Here is a 24,361-nt window from a genome sequence, read left to right as displayed (position 1 = left end):
GCGCTCTTCATCATGAACAACATCCTTCGTCCCGCGCTCGTGCTCTTCGCATTGCTGGGCGCGCTCACCGGCGTGGTGTATCCGCTCGCCGTCACCGGCACCGCGCAGGCGCTGTTTCCCGCGCAGGCGGCGGGCAGCCTCGTGCTGCGCGACGGCCAGCCCGTGGGCTCGGCGCTCGTCGGCCAACACTTCACCGATCCGCGGCACTTCTGGGGCCGGCCCTCGGTCACCGCGCCGCAGCCCTACAACGCGAGCGCCTCGGGCGGTGCGAACCTCGGGCCGCTCAACCCGGCGCTCATTGATGCGGTCAGCACACGCATTGCGGCTTTGCGCGCCGCCGACCCCGGCAACACCGCGCCGGTGCCGGTCGACCTGGTGACGACATCGGCCAGCGGGCTCGATCCGCACATCAGTCCGGCGGCCGCGCACTACCAGGCCGCGCGCGTCGCCCGGCTGCGCGGCCTGCCGCCGGCGCAGGTCGATGCACTCGTCGCGCGGCACACCGAAGGGCTGCTCTGGGGCATCGTGGGCGAGCCGCGCGTCAATGTGCTGGCCCTGAACCTGGCACTCGACCTGGCGCTCGACGCCATGCGATAACCTGCACGCCCCGCCATGCCCGACGCCCGCCCCGACCCCGACGCCCTGCTTGCGCAACTGCGCAGCGACGCGGCGCGGGCGCAGCGGGGCAAGCTGCGCATCTATTTCGGCGCCTGCGCCGGCGTCGGCAAGACCTGGGCCATGCTCAGCGCCGCGCAGCGCGAGCACGCCGCAGGCCGCGACCTGCTGGTCGGCGTGGCCGAAACCCACGGCCGCAGCGAGACCGCCGCGCTGCTCGCGGGCCTGCCCGTGCTGCCGCTGCGCGAGGTGGACCACCGCGGCCGCCGGCTCGCCGAGTTCGACCTCGACGCCGCGCTCGCGCGCCGGCCCGCGGTGCTGCTGGTCGACGAGCTGGCCCACACCAACGCGCCCGGTTCGCGCCATGCCAAGCGCTGGCAGGACGTGCAGGAGCTGCTGGCCGCGGGCATCGAAGTCTGGTCGGCGCTCAACGTGCAGCACCTCGAAAGCCTCAACGGCACGGTCGGCGCGATCACGGGCATCCGCGTGCACGAGACGGTGCACGAGACGGTGCTCGACGAGGCCGACGAGGTGGTGCTGGTCGATGCGACGCCCGACGAGCTCACGGCGCGGCTCGCGGCCGGCAAGGTCTACCTGCCGCGCCACGGCGAGAACGTGGCCGAACGCGCGGCGCAGAACTTCTTTCGCAAGGGCAACCTCATCGCGCTGCGCGAGATCGCCTTGCGCCGCACCGCCGAGCACGTGGAAGACGACGTGCGCGGCTGGCGCGTGGAGCAGTCGGGCCCCGCGGGCCGCGGCACGGGTGCCGCTGCGCTGCAGGCCTGGAACACCTCGGGCGCGATCCTCGCCTGCGTCGGGCCGCACGAGGATGCGGCGCAGACGGTGCGTACGGCGGCGCGGCTCGCGGGCCAGCTCAACGTGCGCTGGCATGCGGCTTACGTCGAGACGCCGCGGCTGCAGCGTCTCGCGAGCGATGCGCGCGACCGCGTGCTCGCGGTGCTCAAGCTGGCCGAGCAACTGGGCGCGGCCACCGCGGTGCTCACGGGCGCCGACGTGGCCGAGCAGCTGGCCGCGCAGGCGCGCCGGCTCAACTGCGCCACGCTGGTGCTCGGGCGTCCCGCGCAGCCGGCGCGCTGGCGCCGCGGGTGGTGGCCGTTCGGCGGCGTGCCGCTGGCGCGCGCACTCGCGCAGCGCGCGCCCGCACTCGACATCCTCGAGGCAGGCCATGCCGACAGCGCGCGGCGGCTGCCGCGCGCGCCCATCGGCGGCCTGCTCGCGGCCGACGCGGCGCAGGACGACCCACCGGTCCACTGGCGCGGCTATGCCTGGGCCGCGGCCACGAGCGTGGCGCTCACGCTGGTCTGCATGCCGCTGGCCAACGTGCTGGACATCGCCAACATCGTGATGCTGTTCCTGCCGGGCGTGGTCGGCATCGCGATGCGCTTCGGGCGGGGTCCATCGGCGCTCACGGCGCTGCTCAACGTCGCCGCGTTCGACTACTTCTTCGTGCCGCCGCGCCTGTCGCTCGCGGTGAGCGACCTGCAGTACCTGCTGACCTTCGTGATCATGCTCGGCGTCGGCCTGCTGGTGGGCCAGCTCACGGTCGGACTGCGCTTCGCCGCGGGCGTGTCGACCAGCCGCGAGCGCCGCGCGCGATCGCTGTTCGAGCTCACGCGCGAGCTCTCGGCGGCGCTCGAGAGCGCGCAGGTCGTGGCGCTCGGCGCCGCCGCCGTGCAGGGCCATTTCGGCGGCCACGCGCTGGTGCTGGCCACCGATGCCACCGACCAGCTGCTGCCGCCCCAGGCGCCGCCCGAAGGCTTCGACCTGCAGGTGGCCGACTGGGCCTTTCGCCACGGCCAGCCCGCCGGCCTCGGCACCGCCACGCTCGCGGCGCAGCCCTGGCACTACGTGCCGCTGCAGGCGCCCATGCGCGTGCGCGGCGTGCTCGCGCTGTCGCCCGCGCAGCCGCGCTGGCTGCTGATTCCCGAGCAGGCGCAGCAGCTCCAGACGCTGGCGCGGCAGATCGCGATCGCGCTCGAGCGCGTGCACTACGTCGAGGTCGCGCAGCAGGCCGTGGTCGAGATGGAATCGGAGCGCCTGCGCAATGCGCTGCTCGGCGCCATTTCGCACGACGTGCGCACGCCGCTCACTGCGCTGATCGCGCTCGCCGAATCGCTGCAGGCGCTGCCGCCCGACGAACATGCCGAGGCCGCGCGCGCCATCGTGGCGCAGGCGCACGAGCTGCATGCGCTGGTCAACAACCTGCTCGACATGGCGCGGCTCGAAAGCGGCCTCGCGGGCGGCGCGGTGAACCTGCGGCGCGACTGGCAGTCGGTCGAGGAGGTGGTCGGCTCGGGCATTCGCGCCGCGCGCACCGCGCTCGGCGGCACCCCGGTGCAGACCGCGCTCGCGCCCGGGCTGCCGCTGGTCGAGTTCGACGCGGTGCTGATCGAGCGCGTGCTGGTCAACCTGCTCGAGAACGCGGCCCGCTACGGCGCCCCGCCGATCGTCGTGGGCGCGCGCGCCGAACCCGGCCTGCTGGTGCTCTCGGTGCGCGACCACGGCCCCGGCCTGCCGGCCGCTCGCGCAGGGCGCGAGCACACGCTGTTCGACAAGTTCACGCGCGGCAATACCGAATCGGCGACCCCGGGCGTCGGCCTCGGCCTGGCCATCTGCCGCGCGGTGGTGAATGCGCACGGCGGCGAGATCGCCGCGCGCAACGCGCCGGGCGGCGGTGGCGCAGAATTCACCGTCCGGCTGCCGCGCCGCGAACCCCCCGAGCCCGCCGAAGCCACCCTTTGAACACCGTCGTTCCCTTCTCATGCCGTCGCCCACCGCCATCGTGATCGAGGACGAGCCGCAGATCCGCCGCTTCGTGCGCGGCGCGCTCGAGGCCGAAGGCTGGCAGGTGCACGAAGCCGGCACGCTGCGCGACGGCCTCGCCGCGGCCGGCACGCGCCAGCCCGACCTGCTCGTGCTCGACCTCGGCCTGCCCGACGGCGATGGCGTGGCGCTGATCCGCGACGTGCGCGGCTGGTCGGCGGTGCCGATCATCGTGCTGTCGGCGCGCAGCGACGAAGCCGACAAGATCGCCGCGCTCGACGCCGGCGCCGACGACTACCTGACCAAGCCCTTCGGCACCGGCGAGCTGCTGGCGCGCGTGCGCGCCAACCTGCGCCGCCCGCGCCACGCGAACGGCAGCGGCGACGACCCCGCCGATGCGCCGCTGTTCCGTTTCGGCGAGGTCGAGCTCGACCGCGCCGCGCGCCTGGTCCGCCGCGCCGGCACCGAGGTGCACCTGACGCCCACCGAATACCGCCTGCTTTCGGTCCTCGTCGCCAACGCCGGCCGCGTGCTTACCCAGCGCCAGCTGCTGCGCGAGGTGTGGGGTCCGTCGCACACCGACCATGGCCACTACGTGCGCATCTACATGGGCCACCTGCGGCAGAAGCTGGAAGCCGACCCGGCGCAGCCGCGGCACCTGTTGACGGAAACGGCCGTAGGCTACCGGCTCGTGATCTGAGTCCGGGGGGCTCCCTCTCCCTCCGGGAGAGGGTTGGGGTGAGGGCCGAGTACCGCATGCCGGGCGCGCTCTCCAAACAGCCAAAGGTCAGTTCAAGCCCTTGTTAGGCACCAGCAGAAACTTCTCCCCCGTAGCCTGCTTCGCATACACCGCAATCGCATCGAGCCGCAGCGCCTCGTGCAGCGACACCTCGCGCGTGTAGCGGCTCGCGAACGTGGTCTTCAACTCGGCCACCACGCGCGCCTTGAGCCGCGCAGCACCTTCGTCGCCGATCTTCTGCAGGAACGGAAACAGCAGCCACCCGCCCATGCCCCAGGCCATGCCGAAGTTGCGCACGAACTCCGTCGGCCCCCGGTCGAGGCCGCCGTAGATGTAGACCTGCTTGTGCGTGGTCGAGCCGTAGCGGCTGTATTCCTTGGCCGTGCGGTTGAGCGCCGCTTCCATGCAGCCGAGGATCTGGCCCGCGAGCTTGCCGCCGCCCGTGGCGTCGAACGCCAGCGTGGCGCCGGTCTCGACCAGCGCCTGCGTCAGGTCTTCGATGAAGGTCGGCGAGCCCGTGCTGCACACGTACTTCGCGCCCATGCCGCGCAGCAGCGCCTCTTGCTCGGGCTTGCGCACGATGTTGACCAGCGCGATGCCGTCCTTCTGGCAGATGCGATTGAGCATCTGCCCGAGGTTGGAGGCCGCCGCGGTGTGCACCAGCGCCTTGTGCCCTTCGCGGCGCATCGTCTCGACCATGCCGAGCGAGGTCAGCGGGTTCACGAAGCAGGATGCGCCTTCGGCCGGTGCCGTGCCCTCGGGCAGCGCCAGGCACTGGGCCGCGGCCACCGCGCGGTACTGCGCATACATCGCGCCGCCGATGGCCGCCACCGTCTTGCCCATCAGCGCCTGCGCCGCGGGCGATGCACCGGCCTTGACCACCACGCCCGCGCCTTCGTTGCCGACCGGCATCGACTGGTCGAGCCGCCCGGCCATCGCGGGCATCGCGCGCTCGGGTACCGTGGCTGTGACGACCGGCCGCTCGGGCGTGCCCGAAGCCTTGGCCGTGCCCATGTCGGCCGCGCCGAACAGCAGGCCGAGGTCCGACGGATTCATCGGCGAAGCCTCGATGCGGATCACCACCTCGTGCGGCTGCGGTTCGGGAATGGGTTCGTCGTGCAGCGAGAGTTCGAGTTCGCCGTTGGCGCGGATGAGCGAGCGCAGTTGCAGTGCCATGGAAGAGCCCTTGGTTGTCGTGGCCCAGGGCCACGGGGCGGCCAGTATAGGAGCGGCCCGCGCTCGCTGCAGGCGCCTTCAGGACACCCCGGAGGCCGCGCGCCGCGGCCGGTGCCGCACCACCAGGATGACCAGCGCCACCGCCAGCCCGCCCCAGTAGTCCACCGGCGCGCCCCACAGCCAGTGCTTGTGCCAGGACGCATCGACCGGGTTGAAGCGTTCCCAGCCGAAGGCCGGGTTGATCATGAACCAGAGGAAGTCTTCGCAGACCCAGAACACGATCAGGCCCACGACCGCCAGCCCCGCGTCGCGCCAGGTCCAGCGGCCGTTGAAGGCCAGCGGCGCAAAGAACACCAGCGCCATGAAGGTGAACACCCAGGCGTGGTAGCCCGTCATTGCGCGGCCGCCCCAGAACAGGTCGAGCCAGATGCTGTTCTCGATGCGCCAGGTCGGCAGCGACGTGGCCCAGCCCGCGCCGCCTTCGATCTGGATCTCGGCATTGGCGAAGAAGAAGGCCATCACGACGACCCAGGCGAGATAGCCGATCGTGCGGGCGATGCCCGTCTTTTCCTGCGCGGTGCTGTTGCTGCTTTTGCTGTGCATGGGGTTCATTGGTCGTCGTCGCTGGCCGGGTGACCCAGCACGTGGCGCAGCACGGCGGCAGCCGCGTGCGGCTTGCCGAGCGCGCGGCTGCGCGCGGCCATGGCCGCGAGCCGGGATGGATCGGCCATGAGCCGCGCCACCTTGTAGTCGAGGCCGATGGCGTCGTAGGCGAGCCAGGCCGCGCCTTCTTCCATCAGGAAGCCGGCGTTGTGTTCTTCCTGTCCCGGGATCGGCGAGATCAGCAGCATCGGCTTGCCGAGCGCCAGGCATTCCGACACCGTGAGGCCGCCGGGCTTGGTCACCACGAGGTCGGCCGCGGCCATGAGCCGGTGCATCTCGCTCGTGAAGCCGATGGCGGCCACGCGCCCCGGGTGCCGCGCGGCCAGCGCCTGCAGCCGGGCATGCGCCTCGGCATTGCGGCCGGCGACGGCGATCACTTGAAAGCCTCTGTCGCCGTTGTCGCCGCCGAGCCCCAGCACGCGCTCGACCATGCTCGGCAGGTCGCCCACGCCGGCCCCGCCCGATGCCATCAGCAACACCGGCCGCGCGGGATCGAGCCCGAGCGCCGCGACCGAGGCGTCGCGCGCCAATGCCTCCGTCCCCGAGAAGCCCGGCATCACCGGAATGCCCGTCACATGGATGCGCTCGGGCGGAATGCCGCGCGCACGCAGGCGAAAAGCCACCTCGTCGGTGGCGGCCAGATAGCCCGTCATGCCCGGTACCAGCCACATGTTGTGCAGGTCGTAGTCGGTGATCTGCAGCCACACCGGGCAGTCGATGCGGCCACGGTTGCGCTCGCGCATCAGCAGCTCGGCCGGCAGGAAGTGCGTGCAGATCACCGCGCCGGGCTTCTCGCGGTGCAGCTCGCGCGCCAGCGCGACCGTGCTCAGCCGCTCGATGCCCCGGCGCAGCCGCTGCGACAGCGCATGGTGCGGCGTGGCGTCGGTGCGCTGGTGCAGGTACGACCACAGGTCGGGCGCGCGGTTCACCAGCTGGAGGTACCAGTCGGTGTACACCTTGCGAAAACCGGCCGTCACATGCGCCATGGCGTCGATGTGGACCGCGCTGTGCGGCGGCGCCGCCTGCACGGCGGCTTCGAGGGCTTGCGCGGCACGCACATGGCCATTGCCGGCGCTCACACTGAGGATCAGGATTTTGGTCATGCGGTTTCGGGCGCATTATGGCGATGCAATGCGACACATCCGGGGGACATCGCCCATGGGCGAAAATGCCGCGACATGACCGACACCGCCGCCGCACCCGTCCGCCTCAACAAACGCATGGCCGAACTCGGCCTGTGCTCGCGCCGCGAGGCCGACGACTGGATTGCCCAGGGCTGGGTGCGCGTCAACGGCAAGCCGGCCGAGATGGGCGTGAAGGTCACGCCGTCCGACCGCATCGAGGTCGACAAGGCGGCCAAGGGCCAGCAGGCGAACCAGGTCACCATCCTGATCCACAAGCCCATCGGCTATGTGAGCGCGCAGGCCGAAGACGGGCACGAGCCGGCGGTCACGCTGTTCACGCCGCCCAACCGCTGGGCCGAGGACAACACCCGCTTCTTCTTCAGCCCGCAGCAGTTGCGTGGCCTGGCGCCCTGCGGGCGGCTCGACATCGATTCGACCGGCCTGCTCGTGATGACGCAGGACGGGCGCATCGCGCGCCAGCTGATCGGCGAAGACTCGGTGATGGAGAAGGAATACCTGGTGCGCGTGGCCTGGCACGGCCTCGGCCAGCCCGCGCCCACCGGGCAGCTGGTGCGCCTGGACGACGACGACCCGGTCACCAGCAATGTGCAGGCGGTGTTTCCGCCCGCCATGCTCGCCCGGCTGCGCCACGGCCTGAGCCTGGACGGCCAGCAGCTCAAGCCGGCGCGGGTCGAGTGGCAGAACCCCGAGCAGCTGCGCTTCGTGCTCACCGAGGGCAAGAAGCGCCAGATCCGCCGCATGTGCGAGCTGGTCGGCCTGAAGGTGGTGGGCCTCAAGCGCGTGCGCATCGGCAAGGTGATGCTCGGCAACCTGCCCGTGGGGCAGTGGCGCTACCTTGCACCGCACGAGAAGTTCTGAGCCCCGGCCCAGCCCGGGGCCGGTCGGTCAGTCGTCCTGGCTGGCGAACAGCGCGCGGTAGATCACCGCGCCGATGACCGCGCCGGCGATCGGCGCGACCCAGAACAGCCACAGCTCCGACACCGCATACGACGGCCCGAACAGCGCCGGGCCGGTGCTGCGCGCCGGGTTGACCGAGGTGTTGGTCACGGGGATCGAGATCAGGTGGATCAGCGTCAGGCACAGGCCGATGGCCAGGCCCGCGAAGCCACCGGCCGCGCGCTTGGCCGTGGCGCCGAGGATCACGATCAGGAACACCGCGGTCAGCACCACTTCGCAGACCAGCGCGGCGGTCATGCCGTACTTGCCGGGCGAGTGCTCGCCGAAGCCGTTGGTCGCGAAGCCGCCGATCTCGGCGCCGGGCTTGCCGGTGGCGATCAGGTACAGCACGCCCGCGGCCGCGATGGCACCGAGCACCTGCGCCACGATGTAGCCCGCGAGCTGCGAGGCCTGGAAGCGCCCCGCGGCTGCGAGGCCGATCGACACCGCAGGGTTGAAGTGCGCGCCCGAGATCGGCCCGAGCGCGTAGGCACCGGTCACCACCGTGAGGCCGAACGCGAGCGAGACGCCGAGGAACCCGATGCCCAGTTCCGGAAAACCCGCCGCCAGCACCGCGCTGCCGCAGCCGCCGAGCGTGAGCCAGAAAGTACCTATGAACTCCGCCGACCACTTTTTGTAGGTGCTATGTTCCACGTTTTTCTTCTCCTCGAATGTTGATGAATGCCTGCGTCCCCTCCGGGCGCGGGCGGATTCTAGGGAGGGGAGACGACAGGTGTTAAATCTTTTTGCAGTGAACGGAATATGTTCACAATTCGACGGTTTTTCGATGAACTGACGACCAGTTGGCATGCGGCGCAGCCCTTGTGATCCGATGCACCGGCCCCAACTCGCAGAGTTGGCAGGCCGGGCGGCACGGACGCCGCACGGCTTAGAATTTTTTGGCTTCGACACTCATCACTTCCATGGCTGATTCCTCCCATACAAAACTCCCATTCCAGGCTGAAGTCGCGCAACTGCTGCACCTCGTGACGCATGCGCTGTACTCCAACAAGGAAATCTTCCTGCGCGAGCTGATCTCGAATGCATCGGACGCCTGCGACAAGCTGCGCTTCGAGGCCATCGACCAGCCTGACCTGTACGAAGACCAGCCCCAGCTCGACGTGCGCCTTTCGTTCGACAAGGCCGCGCGCACCATCACCATCGCCGACCGCGGCATCGGCCTGTCGCGCCAGGAGGCCATCGACAACCTCGGCACCATCGCCAAGAGCGGCACCAAGGACTTCGTGAGCAAGCTCAGCGGCGACCAGAAGGCCGACGCACAGCTCATCGGCCAGTTCGGCGTGGGCTTCTATTCGGGCTTCATCGTGGCCGACAAGATCACGGTCGAGTCGCGCCGCGCGGGCCTCCCGCCCGAGCAGGGCGTGCGCTGGACGAGCGGCGGCGCGGGCGACTTCGAGGTCGACGACATCACGCGCGCCGAGCGCGGCACCAGCATCACGCTGCACCTGCGCGAAGACGCCGACGAATACCTCAACGCCTGGAAGCTCAAGCAGATCGTCGGCAAGTACTCCGACCACATCTCGCTGCCCATCCTCATGGAGAAAGAGGAGTGGAAGGAAGGCGAGAACGACCAGCCCGGCGACATGGTCAAGACCGGCGAATGGGAAACGGTCAACAAGGCCAACGCGCTGTGGAGCCGCGCCAAGAAGGACATCACGCCCGAGCAGTACGAAGAGTTCTACAAGACCATCAGCCACGACTTCGAGCCGCCGCTCGCCTGGAGCCACAACCGCGTCGAGGGCAGCACCGAGTACACGCAGCTGCTCTACATCCCCTCGAAGGCCCCGTTCGACCTGTGGAACCGCGACAAGGGCGCGGGCGTCAAGCTCTACGTGAAGCGCGTCTTCATCATGGACGACGCCGAGGCGCTGATGCCGAGCTACCTGCGCTTCGTGAAGGGCGTGATCGACTCGTCCGACCTGCCGCTCAACGTGAGCCGCGAGCTGCTGCAGGAAAGCCGCGACGTGAAGGCGATCCGCGAAGGCAGCACCAAGCGCGTGCTGGGCATGCTCGAAGACCTGGCCAAGAAGCAGGAGACCAGTCCTGAAGCCGCCGAGGGCAAGATCGACGTGGGCTCGGGCGAATCGGTGCCCGCGCCCGAGCCGACGGAGGGGCTGAACGATGTCAGCGACGTGGTCGACAAGAACGCCACGCCGGCCGCCGAAGCCGCCGTCGAGTACGCCAAGGCAGCGGGCAAGTACGCCAGCTTCTATGCCGAGTTCGGCTCGGTGCTGAAGGAAGGCCTGGGCGAAGACTTCGCCAACCGCGACCGCATCGCCAAGCTGCTGCGCTTTGCCTCGACCACCACCGATGGGGTGACCGTGAGCTTTGCCGACTACAAGGCGCGCATGAAGGAAGGCCAGGACGCGATCTACTACATCACGGCCGACAACCTGGCCGCCGCCAAGAACAGCCCGCAGCTCGAGGTCTTCAAGAAGAAGGGCATCGAGGTGCTGCTGATGACCGACCGCGTCGACGAGTGGGCGCTGAACTACCTGACCGAATTCGACGGCACGCCGTTGCAGAGCGTGGCCAAGGGCGCGGTCGACCTCGGCAAGCTGCAGGACGAGACCGAGAAGAAGGCCGCCGAGGAAGCGGCCGAATCGTTCAAGCCGATGCTCGAGAAGCTCAAGGAAGCGCTCAAGGACAAGGCCGAAGATGTGCGCGTGACCACGCGCCTGGTCGACTCGCCGGCCTGCCTGGTGGTGCAGGACGGCGGCATGAGCACGCAGCTCGCGCGCATGCTTAAGCAGGCCGGCCAGCCCGCGCCCGACCTGAAGCCCGTGCTCGAAGTCAACGCCGACCATGCGCTGGTGAAGAAGCTCGAAGGCTCGGCGCACTTCGACGACCTGGCCCACATCCTGTTCGACCAGGCGCTGCTGGCCGAAGGCGGGCTCCCGGCCGACCCGGCCGCCTACGTGCGGCGCGTCAACGCGCTTCTGGTGTGACGCCCCGGCCGCGCACCGGCGGGCGTGCAGCCGCTGCCTTCGCGGCGGCGCTGATGCCATTGCTCCTGGTGGGCGGCTGTTCGCACTACAGCCTCGGCATTCCGCTGGTGCCCGGGCTCTCGCTGGGCCTTGGCGCCACCAAGGACGGCAACTTCTCGGTCGGGCTCAACACCGGCTGGGGCCCGCTCGGCGCGGGTGTGGCGCTGCACGACAACGGCGCCGTGACCGGCTCGGCCAGTGCCGGCGTGGGGGTCGGCGTCGGGCCGGTCGGTACCGGCGTGGGCGTTGGCAAGAGCGTGGTGCTGCACAACCCGTACACCGCACCCCGCGCGGCGGCGCCAGTGCAGCCGGTGGTGGTGCGGCGCGTATCGACCGGTGCCGCGCCGGTCTGGAATGCCGCCACCCCCGGCAACCCGGTCGCGCCCTGACGGCTGACTAAGCGTCTTCTTCAGTTTTCGGCAAGAACCGCTCGCCCGGCGTGAGCGGCGCGTGGCGGTAGCTGGCCGGCGTGCGGCCGAGCTTCACGGGCGCCCCGATGCCGCGGTAGCCGCCTTCCATCTCCACCACCATGCCGCGATGCGCCGTGTGCGGATGCGTGAGCGCGGCGTCCACCGGCAGCACGGGCGCGGCGGGCACGCCGGCGGCCATGAGCTGGTCGACCAGCACGCGGCCGTCGAAGGCGACCATGGCCGCCTCGAGCTGCTGCTTGAGCCCGTCGCGGTGCACCGAGCGCGCGCCGGCCGTGCTGTAGAGCGGATCGTCGGCCAGTGCGGGCAGGCCGATGCAGCGGCACAGGCTCGCGAACTGCCGGTCGTTGCCCACGGCCACGAACACCGGGTCGGTGCCGGTGGCGAGCGCGTCGTAGGGATAGATGTTCGGATGCGCATTGCCGGTGCGCCGCGGGGCGGTGCCGTCCATGAACCAGTTGGCCGCATGCGGATGCAGCAGCGAGAGGCCGCTGTCGTAGAGCGCCGCCTCCACCAGCTGCCCGCGGCCGCTGCGCTGGCGCTCCTGCAGCGCGAGCAGCACGCCGATCACGGCATTGAGCCCGGTGACCATGTCGACCACCGGCAGCCCGACGCGCAATGGGCCGCCCTCGGCCTCGCCGTTGATGCTCATGATGCCGGTCATGGCCTGCACGGCGGCGTCGTAGCCCGGCAGCGCGCCGAGCGGGCCGTCGGTGCCGAAGCCCGAGACGCGGCACCACACGAGGCGCGGGAAACGATGCGAGAGCGTGTCGAAGCCGATGCCCCAACGCTCCATGGTGCCGGCCTTGAAGTTCTCGATCAGCACGTCGGCCTCGGCCACGAGCGCGAGCAGCGCCTCGCGGCCTTCGTCGGTGGAAAGGTCCAAGTGCTGCACGCGCTTGTTGCGGTTGAGGCCGTGGTAGTACGACGCCACGCCGTCCTTGAAGGGCGGGCCCCAGGTGCGCGTGTCGTCGCCCTGCGGGGGCTCGATCTTGAGCACGTCGGCGCCATGGTCGCCCAGGATCTGGCCGCAGTAGGGGCCGCCGAGGATGCGCGAGATGTCGAGGACGCGGATGCCGGTGAGGGCGCCGGGAGGCGGGGTCATTGTTTGCTCCATGTCTTGTGATTGCTGTCTTTCAGGCTGCTGTTCGGGGTGCGTGCGCAGGCCACCGGGTACTCCCTCCGCACGCCGGGCGCCCACCGTCGGCGACATCGCGCCCTGAACCGCAACGGTCAAATCAATCCAGCTGCGCCCCCGACTGCTTCACCACACCCTTCCACTTCACCGACTCGCTCGCAATGAAGCGGGCCAGCTGCTGCGGCGAGGTGTCCGGTGCCGGCTCGAGCCCCTGCGCCGCGAACATCTGCTTGACCTTGGGCGAGTTCAGCACCTCGGCGAACGCCTGGTTGAGCTTGGTGACGCGGTCCGCGGGCGTGCCGGCCGGCGCGACGATGCCGAAGAACACGCTCACGTCATAGCCCTTGTAGCCCTGCTCGGCGATCGTCGGCACGTCGGGCAGTGCCTGCGAACGCGCGGCCGTGGCCACGCCCAACGCGCGCAGCTTGCCGGTCTTCACGTACGGCAGCGCGGTGAGGATGTCGGTGAAGGTCATCTGCACCTGGCCGCCGAGCAGGTCGTTGAGCGCCGGGCCGGTGCCCTTGTACGGCACGTGCAGCAGGTCGGTGCCGGCCACCGAGTTGAACAGCACGCCCGCGAGGTGCGACGACGCACCGTTGCCCGACGAGGCGTAGCTGAGCTTGGCGGGGTTGGCTTTGGCGTACGCCACGAGTTCCTGCACGTTCTTCGCGGGCACGCTCGGGTGCACTACCAGGATGTTCGGCAGGTGGCCGACCTGGATCACCGGCGCGAAGCTCTTGATCGGGTCGTAGCTGATCTTGCGGTACAGGCTCGAATTGATCGCAAGCGGCCCCGAGGTGCCGAACAGCAGCGTCTGGCCGTCGGGCTCGGCGCGCGCCACGTGGTCGGCGCCGATGTTGCCGCCGGCACCGGCGCGGTTCTCCACGATCATCGGCTGGCCCAGGCGGTCCTTCATCTCGGCCGCGAGCGTGCGTGCCATGGCATCGGTCGGGCCGCCGGGCGGGAAAGGCACCACCAGCGTGACAGGCTTGGACGGAAAGGCGTCGCCGGACTGGGCGGCGGCCGGCGCGGCGGCCAGCATCAGCGTGCAGGCCGCGGCGGAAAAGAGAAGGGGAAAGAGGGGGCGCAAGGTGGTCTCCGTTGAGTTTGATGTGTTCTGTTGCGTGCGTTGTTCAGGCGTTCCAGCCCGCCGGCACCGCATCGGGCGCGAGCGGGTCGCGCGGCAGCACGCGGTGCAGCAGCGCGAGCTGTGCCCAGCGCAGGCGGTCGGCCGAACCGGTGCGGGCGGCCTCCCAGGCCATCGCGGTGACGCTGGTGCAGTGATAGAGCGCCGAGGCCGCCTGGCGGGCCAGCGCCTCGCCGCCTTCTTCGCGTGCGGCGGTCTCGGCGAGTGCGGCGGCGCGCGCGAGCGCATCGCGCAGCGCCTCGGCGAAGGCGGGCGCGAGCGCCGCATCGGCGAGCAGCGACTCGCAGTGCGCGCGCAGCACCGGCAGCGAGCCCTCGCGCTTGACGGCGCGGATCACGTCGAGCGCCACGATGTTGCTCGTGCCTTCCCAGATCGAGCCCAGGTGCGCATCGCGCAGCAGCCGCGGATCGCTCCATTCCTCGATGTAGCCGCAGCCGCCGCGCACTTCCATCGCATCGCCCGTGACCTTGCGCGCATCGCGGCAGGCGCGGAACTTGATGAGCGGCGTGAGGATGCGCAGCAGCGCGTAGGCGTCGGGCTCGCCGGCGTCGGAGCGCGCGAGCGCCTGCGCGGTCTGGCACACCATGGTGCGTGCCTGTTCGGCAGGCACGCGCAGCTTGTCGAGTTGGCGCTGCATCAACGGCATCTGCGCGAGCGTGCGGCCGAAGGCGCGGCGCTCGGCGGCGATGTACTCGGCCTCGGCCACCGCACGGCGCATCAGGCCCGCGGCGCGCACGCCGTTCGACAGCCGCGAGTTGTTGACCATGTCGGCCATCTGCACGAAGCCGCGGCCTTCTTCGCCCACCAGGTACGCGACCGCGCCCTCGAGCCGGATCTCGCCGCTCGCCATCGAGCGCGTGCCGAGCTTGTCCTTCAGGCGGATGATGCGGTAGTGGTTGAGGCGGCCGTCGTCGAGCCGGCGCGGCAAGAGGAACAGCGACACGCCTTTCATGCCGGGCGCGCCGTCTTCGGCGCGTGCGAGCACCATCGCGAAGTCGGCGTCGGGGTTCGAACAGAACCACTTGTCGCCCGTGAGGCGCCAGCTGCCGTCGCCCGTGCGGCGCGCCACCGTGGCGGTGGCCGCGATGTCGGAGCCCGCGGCCTGCTCGGTCATGAACATCGCGCCCTGCGCGAGTTCGTCGAAGTCGAGCGAGGTGAGGCGCGGCAGGTACCGCGCCACCAGCGAGGGCTCGCCGAACTTCTTCAGCGTGCGCGTGAGCGAGTCGGTCATCGAGACCGGGCAGCACAGGCCGAACTCAGCCTGCACGAACAGGTAGGTCAGCGCGTACTTGACGAGCGGCGGCATCTTGCCTTTCCAGCCCAGCGTGTCGTCGCGGTGCGAGATCGCGGCCAGGCCGAATTCGCTCAGCGCAAGGCGCTCCATCTCGACGTAGGCCGGATGCTTGACGATGGCCTGCTCGTCGAGCCCGGTGCGCGTGCGCTGCTTCAGCGTGGGCGGGTTGCGGTCGGCGGTGCCGGCCAGCTCGTCGAGCTTGCCGCCTGCGAGGCCACCGAGGCGCTCGAAATGCGGGCGCATGTGCGCAAGTAGGTCGGGCGGCAGATACAGCGCGAGCAGCCCATGCAGCTCGGTGTCGGTGCTGAAGAGGTTCTGGCCGTGGCGGTCGGGGATCGGGTGGGCGGCGGCGGCGGTGTCGTCGTTCTGGACCATGCGTCGTGTCTCCTGTTTCGCCGCATTGTTGGCGCCGCGACGATCCGTGTCTAATATCGAATTGGTCTTGTTCGATTCGATCTGCCTATTCATGGAACTCCGCCACCTGCGCTACTTTTCCGTGCTTGCCGAAGAGCTGCACTTCGGGCGCGCCGCGCGCCGGCTGGCGATTTCGCAGCCGCCGCTGTCGGTGGCGATCCGCCAGCTCGAAGCGTCGGTGGGTGCGCGGCTGTTCGAGCGCAACAGCAAGGAGGTGCGCCTCACGCCCGCGGGCGATGCGCTGCGCGCCTCGGCGCGGCGGCTGCTGCGCCAGGCCGAGGAGGCCGCGCTCGAGGCGCGCGACGTGGCCGCGGGTTCTGCCGGGCGGCTGCGCATCGGCTTCGTCGGCGCGATGCTCTACCGTGGCCTGCCGCAGGCGCTGCGCGCGTTCCAGGCGCGGCATCCGGCGGTGCGCATCACGCTGGCAGAGCTCAACTCGGGCATGCAGATCTCGGAGCTGCTGCACGATCGGCTCGACCTCGGCTTCGTCCACACCAGCCGCATGCCGCCCGAACTGCAGCACCGGCTGCTGCTGGCCGAGCCTTTCGTCTGCTGCCTGCCTTCGGGCCACGCGCTGGCGCGCAAGCGCGTGCTGGCGCCGTCCGACCTGCGCGACCAGCCCTTCGTGCTGTTCTCGCGCGAGGTCTCGCCCGACTACCACGAGCGCATCCTGTCGATCTGCGCCGAGGCCGGCTTCCAGCCCGAGGTGCGGCACGAGGTGCGCCACTGGCTCGCGGTGGTGTCGCTGGTGTCGCAGGGCCTGGGCGTGGCGCTGGTGCCGCAGGCGATGCGGCATTCGGCGCTGCGCGGCGCGGTGTTCCGCCCGCTCGACCGGGCGGTCGCGCAGTCGGAGGCCTACGGCGTCTGGCGCAGCGGGCCGGTCAACCTGCTGGCCGAGCGGCTGCTGGAGGGCGTGGCCGAGGCCGTGCCGGATCAGGCGTAAAGGGGCTCTTCTGCCATTTGCTCGCACTGCTCCTGCAGAACGAGAATCTGGCCTTTCCAGTAGTCGCTCGAGCCGAACCACGGAAAGTTGATGGGGAAGATCGGGTCTTCCCAGCGGCGCGCGAGCCAGGCGCTGTAGTGAATGAGCCGCAGCGTGCGCAGCGGTTCAATCAGCGCGAGTTCACGGCGGTCGAATTCGCGGAACTGTTCGTAGCCGTCGAGCAGGCCCGACAGCTGCGCCGTGCGCTGCGCGCGCTCGCCGGACAGCAGCATCCACAGGTCCTGCACGGCAAAGCCGGTGCGCGCATCGTCGAGGTCGACGAAATGCGGCCCGCCTCCGGGCCGGTCGGTGGGTGTCCAGAGGATGTTGCCGGGATGCACGTCGCCGTGCAGCCGCAGCTTGCGCGGTTGGAACCCGTCCGCCCCGGCGCTGCTGCCCGTGGCGAGCGGCGTGGCCGCGATCATGTCAAGCGCGTCGTTGCAGGCCTTTTCCCAGTCGCGCTGCACGTCGAGCGGGATCTTGTCGTTGCCGAGCAGCCAGTCGCGCGAGGCGGTGCCGAAGGTCTGCAGGTCGAGCGCAGGCCGCGCCGCGAAGGGCGTGGCGCTCCCCACGGTATGGATGCGCGCGAGGAAGCGCCCGACCCATTCGAGCACCTCGAAGTCGTCGAGCTCGGGCGAGCGCCCGCCGCGGTAGGGGCTCACGCTGAAGGCAAAGCCGCCGTGGCGGTGCAGCGTGGTGCCGTCGAAGGCCAATGGCGCCACCGCGGGCACCTCGGCCGCGGCCAGTTCGAGCGAGAAGGCGTGCTCCTCGAGGATCTCGGCCTCGCTCCAGCGCTCGGGGCGGTAGAACTTGACCACCACGGCCGGATGCGCGGCCGGCTGTTCCAGGAACACCTGGTAGACCCGGTTCTCGTAGGAGTTGAGCGTGGTGAGCCGCCCGTCGCCGTGCAGGCCGAGCGTTGCCAGCGCGTCGAGCACCACGTCGGGCGTGAGGTTCTCGTAGGGATGGGTGTTGGCGGGCGCGTCGGAAGAAGAAGGGGTCATGCGGCGATTGTCGCTACCCCGCGTTGCCGGCAGGCTCAGTGTCTGCCCGCGGGCTCCTGCAACGACAGGATGTGTCCGCTGCGCGGGTCGCCCTTTCCGGCCAGCACCTGTGCGTAGGCCGCTTGCACGGCCTCGGCGCCGACGTGGTGCGACACGCGCAGCCACGGATTCCTCGCATCGCCCACTGTGGCGATGAAGGCCTGCCAGGCGGCCACGAGGCGGCGGCCGAATTCGTCGGCACCCCATTCGCCGGTGCGCTTCTTGATCTGCGCCGGTGCGAAGAACAGCGTGGCGCGCGGCCCCGAGAGGTTCTTGCCCGCGCCCTTTGCCGCGAGCTGCTCCAGGTGCGTGCCGCCGATCGAGCAGCTGTACTTCAGGTTCGCAAAGCGTTCGTGGACTGCGCTGCGCAGCGGCCCGTCGCCCGCGAAGTCGACGTAGACCAGTTCGGTGTCGGCCGCGAGCGTGTCGAGCGCGTCGTAGGTGAGCACGCGGTGGTAGCAGCCCAGGCTCTCGCAGAAGGCCACGTTGCCCGGCGAAGTGATGCCGATCACCTCGATGCCCTCGCGCTGGTGCAGCTGGAATGCGGTGCCGTAGGCGGTCTTGCTCGATGCGCTCGACAGCAGCAGGGTCTTGGCGCCGAAGAAGGCGTTGTCGGCCATGAAGTCGTCGATCAGCCACGAGGTGATGTAGAGCGGGCGCAGCAGCGCCTGGATGTCTTCGGTCTCGGCCGTGTAGAGCGGGTCGGCGTTGCAGCGGAAGTACTGGTTGTAGACCGCGGGCAGCGCGGCGCGGTGTGCGGCACCATCGGTGAAACGCTCGGCCGAGAGACGCTCGGGCCTCAGCACCGCGCCCGTCGCCATCGGCCAGTAGCCGTAGAGCCGCTCGCCCACGGCCACGCCCGGATGCAGCGACTGCACCACGCGCGCGAAGCCCCACACCGGGATGCAGCCCCAGGCGTCTTCGCCGGTCGGGAAGAACTGCCAGTAGTTCATCGCATCGCCGAACGCGGCATAGGTGATGTTGTTCGAGGTGAGCGCAAACGCATCGATGCGCACGCGCACCTCGCCGTCGGCGAGCGGCTGGTCGACGGCGGTGTGCAGGCGCGTGGACGAGAGTTCGTCCTTCTGGATCAGCAGGCTGCTGGTGGTGCTCATGGTGTCTGTCTCCACACGAAGTTGGGATGGGCGGAACCGACGGCCACATTAGCCAAGCTTGATGAAACGCGCCATCGCGCCGCGGCCTGGCGCGTCGCGCGCGGGACATCGGAGGAGGCCGGCGAGTCCGCAAAAAGGAAAAGCGCCCCGGCGCGATGCCGGGACGCTTTTTTTCGCGCGCAGTGCGCCGGGGATCAGGCGATCGTCAGCTCGACGTCGATGTTGCCGCGCGTGGCGTTCGAGTACGGGCAGACCTGGTGCGCCGTGTCGACCAGCTTCTGCTTGGCTTCCGCATCGAGGCCCGGCAGCGTGATCGCGAGCTTCACCGCGATGCCGTAGGCGGCGCCGCCGTTCGTCGGGCCGAGCGAGACGCTCGAGTCGATCGCTACGTCGTCGGGCACCTTCACGCCGATCTTCGGGCCCACGGCCTTCATCGCGCCGATGAAGCAGGCGGCATAGCCCACCGCGAACAGCTGCTCGGGGTTGGTGCCAGGCTTGCCCGAGCCGGGCGCGCTGAGCTTGACGTCGATGGCGCCGTCGCTGGACTTGCCCGCGCCTTCGCGGCCGCCGACGGTGTGGGCTTCGGCGGTGTAGAGAACCTTGTCGAGCTTGGTGGTCATGGTGATTCCTTGAGTTGGTTGAAGGGAAGGGGACGAAAAGTTTGGAAGGCCTGCCTGCGATCGCTCAAGCGGCCTTGCGGATGCGGTCGCGCAGGGACTGGATCTGTTGCGTGAGCGCGATGAGTTCGGGCACCGAGCACTGCGCGGCGGCCATGAGGCAGCCCGGCACGTTCGCAGCGCGGGCCTTGAGCTTGCGGCCCGCCGCCGTCAGCGTGATGCGCACGCGGCGCTCGTCGGCCGCGTCGCGCAGCCGTGCGACGTAGCCGTTCGCCTCGAGGCGCTTGAGCAGCGGCGTGAGCGTGCCCGAATCGAGCGAGAGCCGCTCGCCGAGCTCGGACACCATGGGCCCGTCGTGCTCCCAGAGCGCGAGCATGACGAGGTACTGCGGGTAGGTGAGCTGCAGCTTCTCGAGCACCGGCTTGTAGAGCCGCGTCATGGCCAACGAGGCGGAATAGACGGCGAAGCAGAGCTGGTTGTCCAGCTTGAGCATGTCGTCGGTCGTGGCTTGCGGGGAGGGCATGGGCTGAATTGTAGTGTGCAATTCAATTGTGTGCAATGTAATTGTTTAGGCCTCGTTTCGACAGCGAGCCACACGGGTTCGCTTATCGCGCGAAGCGCCTGCGCGTGAGCGCCAGCGCCACCCAGAACGACACCACCGCATAGACCACCAGCACGGCCGCATGCAGCATCCAGCCCTCGGGCCACCGGTCCATGAACAGCGGCCGCACGAGCGCCACCGCATTGGTCAGCGGCAGCCATGCCGCCACGGCCCGCACCGCCGATGGCAACTGCTCGAGCGGAAAGAACACGCCACTCAGAAACATCATCGGCGTCATGAACAGCGTGAAGTAATAGGTGAAGAAGTCGTACCCCTTCGCCAGCGCATTGAAGATCAGCGCGATCGACGAGAAGGTGATGCCCGCACCGGCGAGCACCATCCAGGCCACCACGAGCTTGGGACTGTGGCTGATGCCGAGGCCGAGCATCACGAGCAGGATCGCGGTCACGGTGAAGATCGACTTGAACGCAGCCCAGAGCATCTCGGCCAGCACGATGTCGTCGAGCCCCACCGGCGCATTCATGATGCCGTCCCAGGTCTTCTGCACGTGCATGCGTGAGAAGGCCGAATACAGCGCTTCGAAGCTCGCGGCGTTCATGGCGCTCATGCAGATCGAGCCGCTCGCGAGAAAGAGGATGTACGGCACAGGGGTGCCGTCGACCGTCACCTGCCCCACGAGCGCGCCCATGCCGTAGCCGAAGGCCACGAGCCAGATCAGCGGTTCGGCGATGTTGCCGATCAGGCTCGGGATCGCGAGCTTGCGCCACACGAGCAGGTTGCGCAGGAACACCGGCCACCAGCGCAGCGAGAGTTCGGGCGGGCGCCAGGCCGAGGGGCTGGCGGGTGCCGCAGCGGTGGTCGTCGTGGTTGTTGTCGTCGTCGTCATGCCGGGCATTTCTTTCTTTCTCAGCCGTCTTCACGGATCTGGCGGCCCGTGAGCTTGAGGAACAGGTCTTCGAGGTTGGCCGGGCGGTGGAAGGTGCGCAGGCCGCCGTGCTGCGTGAGCGCGTCCAGCAGGCGGCGTGCATCCTGGGTGTAGAAGAACACGGTCTCGCCGCTCACCTCGATGCGCGCCGCGAGCGCCTTGAGCTCGGGCGCCTCGGCCAGCGGCAGCGCACCGTTGCCGTACACCTCGACCACGTCGGGCTCGAGGTGCGCCTCGATCAGGTCGCGCGGACGGCCTTCGGCGATCTTGCGGCCGTGGTCGAGCACCAGCAGCCGCGAGCACAAGCGCTCGGCCTCGTCCATGAAATGGGTGGTCAGCAGGATCGACTTGCCCTGCTGCAGCAGCACCTGCAGGCGCTCCCACATCAGGTGGCGCGCCTGCGGGTCGAGCCCGGTGGTGGGCTCGTCGAGCATCAGCAGCTTCGGGTCGTTGACCAATGCGCGCGCCAGCGAGAGGCGCCGCCGCATGCCGCCCGACAGCTCGCCGGGCTTGGCATCGGCCTTGTGCGCCAGCGCCGCGAACTCCAGCAGCTGCGGCACCCGCGCGCGGACCTCGGCCTTGCTGTAGCCGAAGTAGCGGCCGTAGACCACGAGGTTCTCGGCGCAGCTGAAGTCGGGGTCGAGCGTGTCGAACTGCGTCACCACGCCAAGCTGCGCCTTGATGGCGAGCGCGTCGCGCGGCATCTGCAGCCCCAGCGCCTCGATGCTGCCGCCGTCGGGCTCGGTGAGGCCCAGGCACATGCGGATGGTGGTGGTCTTGCCGGCACCGTTCGGGCCGATCACGCCGAGGCATTCGCCGGGCGCGATCTCGAACGAGAGATCGTCCACGACCGTGGTGCCGCCATAGCGTTTTTGCAGCTGGCTGGCCTTGAACAGGAAGGGCGGGAAGGTGGGGGGTGATGACGTCGGCACCCGAACATTCTGACGCAGCCATGCGGCAGGGCGGGGACGCCAGGGGCCCAAGCCCCCTAAAGTCGAAAGCCTTCGAACCCCGCCTTCATCCAGTCGATGAACGCCCGCGTGCGGGCCGGGAGCAGGCGCGCATTCGGGTAGATCACGCTCACCGGCCGCGGCGGCGGCTCGTAGTCTTCGAGCACCAGCTGCAGCCGGCCCTGGGCGACGTGCGGCAGCACCTGGTAGGAGAAGAAAGTGCCGAAGCCCATGCCCGCGGCGCAGGCCTCGACGGCGGGCGCGAGATGGTTGAACTCGAGCCTGTGCTCGAGCGTGACACCGATGCGCCGGCCGCCGTCGTGAAAGGTCCATTGCGGCGGTGCGTCGATGCGCCCGCGCACGCAGGGCGCACCCGCAAGGTCGCGCGGATGCCGCGGCACACCGTGGCGTGCGAGGAAGGCAGGGCTTGCCGCCACCACGCGTCGGATGGTGCCGAGCGGCTGCGCCACCAGCGACGAATCGTCGAGCGGGCTGATGCGGATCGCCACGTCGACGCCTTCCTCGAGCATGTTCACGGTGCGGTCGTGCAGCAGAACGCTGCAGCGCACCTTCTCGTGGCGCTGCATGAAGCGCGTGATGGCCGGCGCCACGTACATGTGGCCGAACAGCACGGGCGCCGCGATCGTGAGGTGCCCTGCCAGTTCGCGCGCCTCGGTGGTGAGCGCCCGGTCGGCGGCATCGGCGGCCAGCAGCACCTCGCGCGCGCTCGCGAGGTAGCGGCGCCCTTCGTCGGTGAGCGACAGGCGGCGCGTGGTGCGGTGGAACAGGCGCACGCCGAGGTGCGCCTCGAGCGCGGCCAGCGCGCGCACCACCGCGGGCAGCGAGCTGCCGAGCGACTCGGCGGCGCGCGTGAGGCTGCCCTGGTCGGCGATCTGCACGAAGGCCTGCATGGCTTTGAGGCGGTCCATTGCGTGATTAGACCGGAAAACGCAGCAGTGAAATCCGGCAATGGGGATTCATTCATTCGGCGGAGTAACGAAGAATGCGGGCAACCCACAGCACTCCCAAGGATTCCGCCATGACCACCCCCGGCGCCACTGCCCGTCACCCCGCCCAGCCGATCAAGCTCTTCGGCACCCCGATCTCGGGCCATGTGCATCGGGTGCAGCTCTTCCTGTCGATGCTCGGCCTGCCGTTCGAGTTCGTCGCGGTCGACCTGCGCCAGAAAGCCCACCGCACGCCCGAGTTCCTGGCGCGCAATCCCTTCGGCCAGGTGCCGGTGATCGAGGACGGCGAGCTCACGCTCGCGGATTCGAATGCGATCCTGGTGTACCTCAACGAGCGCTATGCCAGCGATCCGGCGCGCTGGATGCCGCGCGATCCGCTCGGCGCGGCGCGTGTGCAGCGCTGGTTCTCGGTGGCCGCCGGCCCACTGGCCTACGGCCCGGCCGCGGCGCGCGTGATGGCGCTGTTCAACCTGCCCGCCGATCCGGCCGAGACCGTGTCGCGCTCGCACCTGCTGCTGGCCGTGATGGAAATGCACCTCGAGCGCGAGCCCTTCCTGGCCGGCGCCTCGGCCACGCTCGCGGACCTGGCGAACTACGCCTATGTGGCGCATGCGCCCGAAGGCAGCGTGTCGCTCGACCAGTACCCGCGCCTGCGCGAATGGCTGGCGCGCATCGAGGCGCTGCCGGGCTTCGTGCCGATGGTGCGCACGCCCGTCGGACTGGCCGCGGCGGCCACCGCCGCATGATCGCCGCGCCGTTCCATGCCGGCGAGCGCGCGCTGCAGGCGCGTGCCGGCGCGCGCGAGCTCATGGCGGCGGCCGGACCGCGCGTGATCCGCGACTTCATGCCCGAGCAGCACCGCGCGTTCTTCGCGCAACTGCCGTTCCTGCTGGTCGGCAGCCTCGACGCCGAAGGTCAGCCCTGGGCCAGCGCGCTCGCGGCGCCGCCCGGCTTTGCGCATTCGCCCGATCCCGCGCACCTTCGCATCGATGCGCTGCCGGCGCCCGGCGATCCGCTGGCCGGCCAGCTGGCACCCGGTGCGTCGCTCGGCCTGCTCGGAATCGAGCCGCACACGCGGCGGCGCAACCGCATGAACGGCGTCGTCGAGGCGGCGGACAGCACCGGCTTCACGGTGGCGGTACAGCAGAGCTTTGGCAACTGCCCCAAGTACATCCAGGCGCGCGAGCCGCTGTTCGTGCAGGACGGTGGCACCGCCGCTGCACCCGCCGAGCGGCGCGACAGCCTCGATGCGGCGGCACGGCGGCTGATCGCCCGCGCCGACACGCTGTTCATCGCTTCGGCGTTGCCGCCGCAGGCCTGGGACGACGACGCGGCGTCGCCCGCGGCGCAGGGCGTGGACGTGTCGCACCGCGGCGGGCGTCCGGGCTTCGTGCGCGTCGATGCCGGCGGCACGCTCACGGTGCCCGACTTCGTCGGCAACCGCTTCTTCAACACGCTCGGCAATCTGGCGGTGCATCCGCGCGCGGGGTTGTTGTTCATCGATTTCGAGACAGGTGAACTGCTGCACCTCGCGGCCTGCGCCGAGATCGTCTGGGACGGACCCGAGGTCGCGGCCTTCGAGGGCGCCGAGCGGCTGCTGCGCCTGCGCGTCGACACGCTGCTGCGCCGCCCCGGTGCGCTGCCCCTTCGCTGGGGCGCAGCGGAACTGTCGCCGCACCTGGCGCACACCGGCCAGTGGGCTGCGGCCTGAC

At 70.0% G+C, this 24,361-nt stretch carries 23 protein-coding genes; 9 read left to right on the top strand and 14 right to left on the bottom strand.

Annotation, left to right across the window (positions count from 1 at the left end; all coding sequences use genetic code 11):
* Window positions 1–12 precede the first annotated feature (12 nt).
* From kdpC to kdpE, 3 genes are read left to right on the top strand one after another with little or no spacing between them, the layout of a single operon-like run.
* On the top strand, window positions 13–597 hold the full coding sequence (gene kdpC / locus AC3A6G_RS25430; protein ID WP_487874856.1) for a potassium-transporting ATPase subunit KdpC: 585 nt from the start codon (window positions 13–15) through the stop codon (window positions 595–597).
* Window positions 598–612: 15 nt separating this feature from the next.
* Window positions 613–3,378: a DUF4118 domain-containing protein gene (locus tag AC3A6G_RS25425; protein WP_487874855.1), complete on the top strand. Its 2,766-nt coding sequence runs from the start codon at window positions 613–615 to the stop codon at window positions 3,376–3,378.
* A gap of 19 nt (window positions 3,379–3,397) precedes the next feature.
* Complete coding sequence (gene kdpE, locus AC3A6G_RS25420) at window positions 3,398–4,099, top strand: two-component system response regulator KdpE (RefSeq protein ID WP_487874854.1); 702 nt, start codon at window positions 3,398–3,400, stop codon at window positions 4,097–4,099.
* A gap of 87 nt (window positions 4,100–4,186) precedes the next feature.
* Here kdpE and AC3A6G_RS25415 read toward each other — a convergent pair whose 3' ends face one another.
* From AC3A6G_RS25415 to AC3A6G_RS25405, 3 genes are all read right to left on the bottom strand, one after another.
* Entirely contained in the window at window positions 4,187–5,314 is a 1,128-nt protein-coding gene (locus tag AC3A6G_RS25415) for a zinc-binding dehydrogenase (RefSeq protein ID WP_487874853.1), read from the bottom strand.
* A gap of 78 nt (window positions 5,315–5,392) precedes the next feature.
* The gene (locus tag AC3A6G_RS25410) at window positions 5,393–5,917 is read right to left on the bottom strand and encodes a hypothetical protein (RefSeq protein ID WP_487874852.1); all 525 of its coding nucleotides are present in this window, start codon (window positions 5,915–5,917) and stop codon (window positions 5,393–5,395) included.
* Window positions 5,918–5,922: 5 nt separating this feature from the next.
* On the bottom strand, window positions 5,923–7,080 hold the full coding sequence (locus AC3A6G_RS25405; RefSeq protein WP_487874851.1) for an MGDG synthase family glycosyltransferase: 1,158 nt from the start codon (window positions 7,078–7,080) through the stop codon (window positions 5,923–5,925).
* Window positions 7,081–7,155: 75 nt separating this feature from the next.
* Between AC3A6G_RS25405 and AC3A6G_RS25400 the strand changes: the two genes are divergently transcribed.
* A complete protein-coding gene (locus AC3A6G_RS25400) occupies window positions 7,156–7,980 on the top strand; it encodes a pseudouridine synthase (RefSeq protein WP_487874850.1) in 825 nt (274 codons plus the stop codon).
* A gap of 27 nt (window positions 7,981–8,007) precedes the next feature.
* On the opposite strand, the gene aqpZ is transcribed toward AC3A6G_RS25400, so the two are convergent.
* Window positions 8,008–8,712: an aquaporin Z gene (gene aqpZ, locus AC3A6G_RS25395; protein WP_487861036.1), complete on the bottom strand. Its 705-nt coding sequence runs from the start codon at window positions 8,710–8,712 to the stop codon at window positions 8,008–8,010.
* A 269-nt stretch (window positions 8,713–8,981) separates the two neighbouring features.
* Here aqpZ and htpG point away from each other — a divergent pair, with 269 nt between their 5' ends.
* Both htpG and AC3A6G_RS25385 read left to right on the top strand, forming a co-directional pair.
* Window positions 8,982–11,027 carry a molecular chaperone HtpG gene (htpG, locus tag AC3A6G_RS25390; protein ID WP_487874849.1) on the top strand — a complete coding sequence of 682 codons (2,046 nt, stop codon included), beginning with the start codon at window positions 8,982–8,984 and terminating at the stop codon, window positions 11,025–11,027.
* Between the two features lie 53 nt (window positions 11,028–11,080).
* Window positions 11,081–11,455, top strand: coding sequence for a hypothetical protein (locus tag AC3A6G_RS25385; protein ID WP_487874848.1), 375 nt, complete (start codon window positions 11,081–11,083; stop codon window positions 11,453–11,455).
* 7 nt (window positions 11,456–11,462) lie between these two features.
* On the opposite strand, the gene AC3A6G_RS25380 is transcribed toward AC3A6G_RS25385, so the two are convergent.
* From AC3A6G_RS25380 to AC3A6G_RS25370, 3 genes are all read right to left on the bottom strand, one after another.
* Window positions 11,463–12,599, bottom strand: a complete 1,137-nt coding sequence (locus AC3A6G_RS25380; protein WP_487874847.1) for a CaiB/BaiF CoA transferase family protein — start codon at window positions 12,597–12,599, stop codon at window positions 11,463–11,465.
* Between the two features lie 133 nt (window positions 12,600–12,732).
* Window positions 12,733–13,674, bottom strand: coding sequence for a Bug family tripartite tricarboxylate transporter substrate binding protein (locus AC3A6G_RS25375; protein WP_487861095.1), 942 nt, complete (start codon window positions 13,672–13,674; stop codon window positions 12,733–12,735).
* Window positions 13,675–13,765: 91 nt separating this feature from the next.
* On the bottom strand, window positions 13,766–15,448 hold the full coding sequence (locus AC3A6G_RS25370) for an acyl-CoA dehydrogenase family protein (protein WP_487874846.1): 1,683 nt from the start codon (window positions 15,446–15,448) through the stop codon (window positions 13,766–13,768).
* Between the two features lie 91 nt (window positions 15,449–15,539).
* On the opposite strand from AC3A6G_RS25370, the gene AC3A6G_RS25365 reads away from it, so the two are divergent.
* Window positions 15,540–16,430, top strand: a complete 891-nt coding sequence (locus tag AC3A6G_RS25365) for a LysR family transcriptional regulator (protein ID WP_487861041.1) — start codon at window positions 15,540–15,542, stop codon at window positions 16,428–16,430.
* Here AC3A6G_RS25365 and AC3A6G_RS25360 read toward each other — a convergent pair.
* The 7 genes from AC3A6G_RS25360 to AC3A6G_RS25330 form a co-directional block, all read right to left on the bottom strand.
* The gene (locus tag AC3A6G_RS25360; RefSeq protein WP_487861042.1) at window positions 16,421–17,473 is read right to left on the bottom strand and encodes a serine/threonine protein kinase; all 1,053 of its coding nucleotides are present in this window, start codon (window positions 17,471–17,473) and stop codon (window positions 16,421–16,423) included. The genes AC3A6G_RS25365 and AC3A6G_RS25360 overlap by 10 nt on opposite strands.
* 35 nt (window positions 17,474–17,508) lie before the next feature.
* Entirely contained in the window at window positions 17,509–18,627 is a 1,119-nt protein-coding gene (locus AC3A6G_RS25355; protein ID WP_487874845.1) for a DUF2855 family protein, read from the bottom strand.
* A 194-nt stretch (window positions 18,628–18,821) separates the two neighbouring features.
* Window positions 18,822–19,247, bottom strand: a complete 426-nt coding sequence (locus tag AC3A6G_RS25350) for an organic hydroperoxide resistance protein (protein ID WP_487861044.1) — start codon at window positions 19,245–19,247, stop codon at window positions 18,822–18,824.
* Window positions 19,248–19,311: 64 nt separating this feature from the next.
* A complete protein-coding gene (locus AC3A6G_RS25345) occupies window positions 19,312–19,767 on the bottom strand; it encodes a MarR family winged helix-turn-helix transcriptional regulator (RefSeq protein WP_487874844.1) in 456 nt (151 codons plus the stop codon).
* Window positions 19,768–19,849: 82 nt separating this feature from the next.
* Window positions 19,850–20,692 carry an ABC transporter permease gene (locus AC3A6G_RS25340; RefSeq protein WP_487864655.1) on the bottom strand — a complete coding sequence of 281 codons (843 nt, stop codon included), beginning with the start codon at window positions 20,690–20,692 and terminating at the stop codon, window positions 19,850–19,852.
* Between the two features lie 20 nt (window positions 20,693–20,712).
* Window positions 20,713–21,663: an ATP-binding cassette domain-containing protein gene (locus tag AC3A6G_RS25335; protein WP_487861047.1), complete on the bottom strand. Its 951-nt coding sequence runs from the start codon at window positions 21,661–21,663 to the stop codon at window positions 20,713–20,715.
* 56 nt (window positions 21,664–21,719) lie between these two features.
* On the bottom strand, window positions 21,720–22,610 hold the full coding sequence (locus tag AC3A6G_RS25330) for a LysR family transcriptional regulator (protein ID WP_487874843.1): 891 nt from the start codon (window positions 22,608–22,610) through the stop codon (window positions 21,720–21,722).
* A 110-nt stretch (window positions 22,611–22,720) separates the two neighbouring features.
* On the opposite strand from AC3A6G_RS25330, the gene AC3A6G_RS25325 reads away from it, so the two are divergent.
* On the top strand, window positions 22,721–23,395 hold the full coding sequence (locus AC3A6G_RS25325) for a glutathione S-transferase family protein (RefSeq protein WP_487874842.1): 675 nt from the start codon (window positions 22,721–22,723) through the stop codon (window positions 23,393–23,395).
* On the top strand, window positions 23,392–24,360 hold the full coding sequence (locus tag AC3A6G_RS25320; RefSeq protein WP_487874841.1) for a flavin-nucleotide-binding protein: 969 nt from the start codon (window positions 23,392–23,394) through the stop codon (window positions 24,358–24,360). The genes AC3A6G_RS25325 and AC3A6G_RS25320 overlap by 4 nt, the downstream gene beginning before the upstream one ends.
* Window position 24,361 lies beyond the last annotated feature (1 nt).

The sequence above is a fragment of the Variovorax sp. Soil_C_26 genome, assembly GCF_057657075.1.
This window is presented reverse-complemented; position numbering and strand designations above follow the sequence as displayed.